This is a genomic window from Streptomyces sp. NPDC034111, from assembly GCF_055575375.1.
Window position 1 is genome coordinate 58,910 of record NZ_JBVIST010000030.1, and the last position, 6,871, is coordinate 65,780.

Here is a 6,871-nt window from a genome sequence, read left to right on the forward strand (position 1 = left end):
CGCAATGGGAGGATTCACGGACCGACGCCCCCGGATCGGCGTTCTTCTGATGAACACCACTCGTACGCAGTAGCCAGGGCCGTGGAGCAGCAGGTCGGCGCCGGGTCCGGGCCGGGATGACCGGTCGGACGAGGCCATGTCGGGCGCGCGGGACGACGTGCCGGCAGATGCGCGCGGCGGATTCCCGGGTTATGGCCGTCGCCGACGTCGTAGGGCTTCCTCCGGCGCAGGGGCTTCCCCCGGCGCATGCAGTGGCGCCGTTTCACGTGAAACCGCCCTGGATGCTTGCCAGTTCGGTCGGGAGTCCGGCTCTTCGACGATGACCGGGTCAGGCCGGGGTCGGCTGCCCCGTGCGGGCCATCTCCGTCATGATGCGGACGGCCTCGGGTTCGGGGGTCTCGGGCGGGATGATCAGGAGATCCCAGCGGCCGTGGCCCGGAGAGACCAGGCAGATGGTGTCCGGGCCGGGGCGACCGGTGGTTCTGCGGAGGCGGACGACATGGCCGCCGACGAGGGTGTGGGTGGGCAGGGCGGGCCAGGCCGCACCGTTCACCGTGGCGTGGGTGATCCGCGGCCAGTCGAAGGGCAACGCGTTCAGCAGCTCGGGGAGTTCGGCCAGCAGATCGGTCGAGTGCGGCCACCAGACGCCGTCGATGTGCCGCACGATATCGGTGGGCGGGGCGATGGCGAGGCGGGCGACGAGGGGCGGGGCGTGGTGCTGGTGGGGTGCGGGGTGGGCACGGTCCCCGGAGTCGGTGGTCATGCGGTGCTCCTGGTGCGGCGGGCCGCCATCCGCTCGGGGTCGGGCCAGTGGACGTCCCAGACCCAGCCGAGGCGTTCGAAGAGCCGGATGACCGCGGCCGAGATGTCGAGCTGACCGCGGTCCACGCCGTGCCGGGCGCAGGTCGGGTCGGCATGGTGCGTGTTGTGCCAGCTCTCGCCGAAGGAGAGCAGCGCCAGCGGCCAGAGATTGGTCGCCCGGTCATGACGCCGGGTGCGGAACGGCCGCTCACCGATGACATGGCAGAGCGAGTTCACGCTCCAGGTGACGTGGTGCAGCAGCGCGATCCGGATGAACCCGGCCCACAGCAGGGCGGTCAGCGCCGTGACCAAGGTGCCGCCGAGCGCCCAGCCCAGCGCGAAGGGCAGGCCGAGGGTGAGCAGACAGAGCGCGGGAAAGGCCCGGTCCACGGCGCGGATCCCGCGGTCGGCGAGCAGATCGGGCGCAAAGTGCCGGTGCGAGGTGGGGTCGTTGCCGAAGAGCCAGCCGATGTGTGAGTGGACGAGTCCGCGCAGTTGGCCGCGCAGGCTGGTGCCGTAGCGGTAGGGGGAGTGCGGATCGCCGGGGCGGTCGGTGTAGGCGTGGTGGCGGCGGTGGGTGGCGACCCAGTCGATGACATCGCCCTGGAAGCTGAGCGAACCGGCGAGGGCGAGCACGATCCGCAGCGCGGGGGTGGCGGTGTAGCTGCGGTGGGTGAGTCCGCGGTGGAAGCCGATGGTGACGCCCAGGCCGGTGATGACGTAGAAGACGGCCAGGAGGATGAGGTCGGTCGGGCGGACGACGCTGCCCCAGAGGAGGGGGATGGCGACGGCCAGGCCGACGAACGGGGCGACGACGATGATGCCGGTGATCGTGACGTACATCCGCCGGCCGCCGTTCGGCGGGCCTTCCGCGCCGTTGTCGGGGAACGGCGAGGTCCCGTCGTAGTCCTGTGCGGACGGGATGCTGCGGGCGGTCGAGGTCACAGGTCGTTCCTCGCCTCGCTGGAGGGCGGCGGCGGGTCACCGCCCATAGGGGATCCCGAGCCGGCGTCGGCGCCTCCGGGCGTCCGCTTGTTCTTCCGCTGCCGCATCGTCTGCATCCACTGCGCATAGCGGTGGGTGGTCGTCCGTCCGGCCTGCTGGGCATTGACCCGGGCGATGAACAGCGCCCCCAGCGCGACCAGCGCCAGCAGCACGAGAACGGTCAACAGAGTCTGCATGGCGCTCACCTCGCCGCATCCCTCGGTATCACCGGCATCCCCGCGGTGCTCCGGTCATTCCACGGTAACCCCGCCCAGCCCGGTAAATCCCGTTATGGGTGATTACGGCCCCTGCCTGCACACTGTGCGCCACCGCGCGACACCCACCGGGCCTTCTGGTGGGAGCTCGACAGGGGCTCGACTCAGCAACTTCTACAGGGCTGTAGATTTCACGGTTCGCGGCACGGTTCACGGTTCACAGGAGCGGGCGAGAGGAAAGGGGCGCGGCCTCGGCCCCGCCCCCCACCGTGCTCAATGGCGCACGCCCCTCCTCGGCACCCGTCAGACGTTGACGCCGAAGTCCGCGGCGATGCCCGCCAGGCCGGACGCGTAGCCCTGGCCGACCGCGCGGAACTTCCACTCCGCGCCGTGCCGGTAGAGCTCACCGAAGACCATCGCGGTCTCGGTCGAGGCGTCCTCGCTCAGGTCGTAGCGGGCCAGCTCGGCCCCGTCCGCCTGATTGACGACGCGGATGAAGGCGTTACGGACCTGGCCGAAACTCTGCCCCCGGCTCTCCGCGTCGTGGATGGAGACCGGGAAGACGATCTTCGCGATCTCGGCGGGCACGTCGGAGAGCGTCACCTTGAGGGACTCATCGTCCCCCTCGCCCTCGCCGGTCAGGTTGTCGCCGGTGTGATGCACCGAGCCGTCGGGGCTGGTGAGGTTGTTGTAGAAGACGAAGTGCGCGTCCGAGGCGACCTTGCCCGCCTCGGTACACAGCAGCGCGCTGGCGTCCAGGTCGTAGTCGGCGCCGGTCGTGGTCCGTACGTCCCAGCCGAGGCCGACCGTGACCGCGGTCAGTCCGGGCGCTTCCTTGGACAAAGAGACGTTGCCGCCCTTGGCCAGCGAGACTCCCATGGCTTCCTCCAGGTGTTGCCTGCGTTCCGGGGTCGGGCGAAAATCTACAGGAGTGTAGAAGTTAGGGCGGCGCGTCCGGCGCACCCGGCAACAAGGGCGGCGGGGACCGTTCTGATCAGGCCACTTGGCAGCCGGTCACTCAGTAAGATGCCGACGTCCCGGACGACGGGGCACCCGGCGTGATGGGAGGCGACGGCATGGGCGGCACGCCCTTCGGCAAGGCGCCGGGCGCTGGGGGCGCCCCCGGTCGAGCGAAGCCGAGACGGGGCGACCTGGGCGGGCGCGAGCGCACCCGCCGGCGCGGACAGGGTCAGCTGGAGGCCCAGGTGCTGACCGCGCTGCACCACGCCCCGGGTCCTGCCACCGCGGCGTGGGTCCAGGAACGGCTCGGCGGCGACCTCGCGTACACCACCGTGATGACCATTCTGTCCCGGTTGCACGCCAAGCACGCCGTCACCCGCGAGCGGTCCGGACGCGCCTATCTGTGGGCCCCGGCCGCCGACGAGGCCGGGCTCGCCGCGCTGCGGATGCGCCGCGTCCTGGACGGCGAACCGGACCGGGACGCCGTGTTGACCAGCTTCGTCTCGGCGCTCTCGGCGCATGACGAACAGCTGCTGCGCACCCTCCTCGACCGGGCCGCGGACGACGACGATCCCGCCACCGGCAACGGTCCCGCCGCGCACTCGGACTCCACCACACGCCCGGACCCCGCGCCCGCCGCCGACCCCGTTGACCACCACCCGTCGGACGAAGCACACGGAGGCTGACCGGTGGGCGTCTTCGTGTTCCTGCCGCTCGTCCTGCCGCTCACCGCACTGCCGATCGCCCGGCTCGCGGAGCAGCACCTCCACCCACGCGCCAGTACGCGCCTGCTGACCCTGCTCGCCGCGGTCCTCGGCACATGCAGCACGCTCTGCCTGGCACTGCTGATGGTCGTCGGCACCGCCCAACTGCCCGGCAATCCGCTCCCCGACGGCTGGTCGGTCCCGCGCGTGCGGGCCGCGGTCCCGTTCGCCGAGGTCGCCGGCGCCGCCGCGATCCCGCTGCTGGCCGCGGCGCTCGTGGTGTGCGGCGCGGCGCTGCGCCGGCACCGCCGTATCCGTGCCCGCACCCACCGCGCGCTGGCCGTACTGCCGCCCGGCGCCGATCCGGCCGTGCTGCCGGACGACGATCCCTACGCCTACGCCGTGCCCGGGACACCGGCCCGCCCCGGCCGCCCCGCCAGGCCCGGCCGGATCGCGGTCTCCCGCGGCATGCTGCGCAGCCTGGACGAGGACGAGCGGCGCGCCCTCTTCGCCCATGAGCGCGCGCATCTGACCTGCCACCACCACCGCTTTCTGCTCGCCGTACGCCTGGCCGGCTGCGTCAACCCGCTGCTGCTGCCGCTGCGTTCGGCGGTCGCCTTCGCCACCGAGCGCTGGGCGGACGAGGAGGCGGCGCGGGCGGTGGGCGACCGGCGGCTGACCGCCCGTGCGGTGGGCAAGGCGGCGCTGATCGCGCGGCCCGCGCCCCATCCGGAGGCGGCGCAGTTCGCGGCGCCCGAGCCGGGGCCGATACCGCGCCGGGTGGCGGCGCTGCTCGGGCCCGTACCGCCGGCCCGGCACTGGCCGCCGGCGCTGACCCCGGCGGGGCTGGCGGCCCTGATCGCCGCCGCGGGCACGGCCGCCTCCGCGCTCTCCGCCCTCAATGCGGCGGTGGCGCTCTTCCTCGTCCTCAAGGCGGCAACCCCGCTCTGAGGCCCGCCGATTCGGGGCGATTCCCCCGACTCCGGCCATTCCGGCCGCCTCCTGCCCTGTCCACCCGCTCCCTCTGCGCCCGGTTCGTCGTTCCCGGGGCAGCGAGCCGCCTCTACCGGCACACTGATCCCTGGCCCCACCGGGGCATGCACCGCACACCGTGGGGTGAGCGGGCCGGCAACCGACAACTTCTACAACTCTGTAGAACTTGCCGGTAGAATCGCGCCACATATGCGCAACGGGCGCGGCCGGAGGGGGAGATGGCGACGAGGTGCGGACTCCTGAGCTGGGACTGCCCGCCTCCAGAAGCGGAGGTGCGATGGGTCTATCAGCCGGTGGAGGTCCAATACCCGGACGGCAACTGGGAGTTGGGACGGATCAGCGCCTGGTGGACGGACGCGGCGGGCGAGCTGTGGTGCCGGCTGCGCACCCTGCCCGGCGGGGCGGGCCCGCAGTGGCACCGCTACGACCCCGAGTCCATCTGGCTGCTGCCCAGTACGGGCATCTGACGCACCGTCTCCGCGTGCCACGACTCGCGCAGCCCCCGGGCGCCGTTTCACGTGAAACCGGCCCCTCCCCCGCACCACCTCACCCCCACCACTCGCATGACCCGCATCAGCGGGAACAGAAGGACCAGAAGGGCCATCGGCGTGCATGACAGGCAGACGCACCAGCAGACGGCCCGAGGGGACGGCGCACCCGGCTCGTCCCGTACCGGCGGCTCCCGTGGCGACACCTCACGCAGCGACGGGAACACCTCCCGCCGCAAGCCCTCCGGCTCCGCACGCAGAGCCGGCGGCTCCCGCAGAGCGGGCAAGCAGGGCGGTGTACGGATGACCCGCCGCGGGCGCATCGTCGCCTGGAGCGGTGGCGTCCTCGGCGTCCTGCTGCTCGCCACGGCCGGCGTCGGAGCGTGGGTGTATCAGCACCTCGACTCCAATATCCAGGGCGCGGACATCAGCGTGGACGGCAAGCGCCCGGCCAATCTCAGCCCCGGCTCCAAGAACATCCTGGTCGTCGGCTCCGACAGCCGCGCCGGCGCCAACGCCAAGTACGGCAAGGGTCTGACCACGATGCAGTCGGACACGCTGATGGTGCTGCATATCGCCGCCAACCACGAGTGGGCCACCGCGGTGTCCTTCCCCCGTGATTCCTGGGTGCAGATCCCGGCCTGCGTCCGCGGCAACGGCTCCAAGTCGACCCCGCACCACTTCAAGATCAACGAGGCGTACTCGATCGGCGGCGACACCGGCAGCATCAGGAAGGCCGCCTCCTGCGCCATCAAGACCATCGAGCAGAACACCGGGCTGCGTATCGACCACTTCACCTCGGTCGACTTCCAGGGCTTCAAGGGCATGGTCAACGCCCTGGGCGGCATAGAGGTCTGCCCCAAGCACGCCATCCATGACAAGAAGGCCCACCTCGACATGGAGGCGGGCTGCCAGAACGTCCGGGACGAGAAGGCGCTCGGCTACGTCCGCACCCGCTACAGCGTGGGCGACGGATCCGACCTGGGGCGGATCGGGCGCCAGCAGGAGTTCATGAAGGCGCTGGGCAAGAAGGCCCAGGACAAGCTCACCAGCCCCGGCGAGCTCTACGACTTCCTGGACTCGGCCACCAAGTCGATCAAGACCGACAAGGACCTGGCCGGGCTGAAGCCGCTCTACGACCTGGCCTCGACCGTCAAGGACATCCCCTCCGACCGGCTGACCTTCCTCACCGTCCCCAATTACTACCGCCGGGCCGACGTCCCCACCGACAAGGCCAATGTGGTCTGGCAATACCCGCAGGCCGCCGAGCTGTTCAGCGATCTCGCCCATGACCGCGAGATCGGCGCCGCGGGGAAGAAGAAGTTCGCCGAGGCCGCCAAGAATCCGATCACCGCGCGCTCGGTCCAGGTCCGCGTCCTCAACGGCACCGGAGTCGCCGGCCGGGCCGCCTCCGCCGCCGAGCAGCTGCGGAAACTCGGCTTCACGGTCATCGCCACCGGCAATGCCCCCGCGACGGACAAGACCACGATCAGCTATCCCGCCGCCCTCAAGCCTCAGAGCGCGGTGCTCGCCGCCCGCCTGCCCGGTACGAAGGCGACGGAGTCGGCCGCCGCGGCACCGGGCGCGCTGACCTTGACGATCGGGCCGGACTTCCCGGCGGAGACGGCGGGCTAGGGGGTGTCCGCAAAGTCCCGTCGTCCGCCCGTAGGGCGGGGCCCGCGGCGTCTGGTGCGGTGCATCGCAAGGCGGAGGGTCGTCCTCGTAG

At 71.6% G+C, this 6,871-nt stretch carries 8 protein-coding genes; 4 read left to right on the forward strand and 4 right to left on the reverse strand.

Features of this window, described 5'->3' with window-relative positions; translation table 11 throughout:
- Window positions 1-328 precede the first annotated feature (328 nt).
- From ACZ55A_RS36025 to ACZ55A_RS36040, 4 genes are all read right to left on the reverse strand, one after another.
- Entirely contained in the window at window positions 329-763 is a 435-nt protein-coding gene (locus ACZ55A_RS36025; protein ID WP_468849166.1) for a DUF5994 family protein, read from the reverse strand.
- Window positions 760-1,746, reverse strand: coding sequence for an acyl-CoA desaturase (locus ACZ55A_RS36030; protein ID WP_468849168.1), 987 nt, complete (start codon window positions 1,744-1,746; stop codon window positions 760-762). Before ACZ55A_RS36030 ends, ACZ55A_RS36025 begins: the two co-directional genes overlap by 4 nt.
- Entirely contained in the window at window positions 1,743-1,982 is a 240-nt protein-coding gene (locus ACZ55A_RS36035; protein ID WP_468849170.1) for a hypothetical protein, read from the reverse strand. Before ACZ55A_RS36035 ends, ACZ55A_RS36030 begins: the two co-directional genes overlap by 4 nt.
- 321 nt (window positions 1,983-2,303) lie before the next feature.
- Window positions 2,304-2,879 (reverse strand): TerD family protein, encoded by a 576-nt coding sequence (locus ACZ55A_RS36040; RefSeq protein WP_468849171.1) that lies wholly within the window; start codon window positions 2,877-2,879, stop codon window positions 2,304-2,306.
- A gap of 197 nt (window positions 2,880-3,076) precedes the next feature.
- Here ACZ55A_RS36040 and ACZ55A_RS36045 point away from each other — a divergent pair, with 197 nt between their 5' ends.
- The 4 genes from ACZ55A_RS36045 to ACZ55A_RS36060 all read left to right on the forward strand — a co-directional run bounded on the left by ACZ55A_RS36045 (window position 3,077) and on the right by ACZ55A_RS36060 (window position 6,780).
- Window positions 3,077-3,646 (forward strand): BlaI/MecI/CopY family transcriptional regulator, encoded by a 570-nt coding sequence (locus tag ACZ55A_RS36045; RefSeq protein ID WP_468849173.1) that lies wholly within the window; start codon window positions 3,077-3,079, stop codon window positions 3,644-3,646.
- Window positions 3,647-3,649: 3 nt separating this feature from the next.
- Window positions 3,650-4,615, forward strand: coding sequence for a M56 family metallopeptidase (locus tag ACZ55A_RS36050; protein WP_468849175.1), 966 nt, complete (start codon window positions 3,650-3,652; stop codon window positions 4,613-4,615).
- 314 nt (window positions 4,616-4,929) lie between these two features.
- A complete protein-coding gene (locus ACZ55A_RS36055; RefSeq protein ID WP_468849177.1) occupies window positions 4,930-5,124 on the forward strand; it encodes a hypothetical protein in 195 nt (64 codons plus the stop codon).
- 324 nt (window positions 5,125-5,448) lie between these two features.
- Window positions 5,449-6,780 carry an LCP family protein gene (locus tag ACZ55A_RS36060; RefSeq protein WP_468849184.1) on the forward strand — a complete coding sequence of 444 codons (1,332 nt, stop codon included), beginning with the start codon at window positions 5,449-5,451 and terminating at the stop codon, window positions 6,778-6,780.
- Window positions 6,781-6,871 lie beyond the last annotated feature (91 nt).

What these genes read in the sequence shown, in the direction of transcription:
- ACZ55A_RS36025 (WP_468849166.1), bottom strand. Translation starts at nt 763, where the DNA reads ATGACCACCGACTCCGGGGACCGTGCCCACCCCGCACCCCACCAGCAC.
- ACZ55A_RS36035 (WP_468849170.1), bottom strand. Translation starts at nt 1,982, where the DNA reads ATGCAGACTCTGTTGACCGTTCTCGTGCTGCTGGCGCTGGTCGCGCTG.
- ACZ55A_RS36040 (WP_468849171.1), bottom strand. Translation starts at nt 2,879, where the DNA reads ATGGGAGTCTCGCTGGCCAAGGGCGGCAACGTCTCTTTGTCCAAGGAA.
- ACZ55A_RS36045 (WP_468849173.1), top strand. Translation starts at nt 3,077, where the DNA reads ATGGGCGGCACGCCCTTCGGCAAGGCGCCGGGCGCTGGGGGCGCCCCC.
- ACZ55A_RS36060 (WP_468849184.1), top strand. Translation starts at nt 5,449, where the DNA reads ATGACCCGCCGCGGGCGCATCGTCGCCTGGAGCGGTGGCGTCCTCGGC.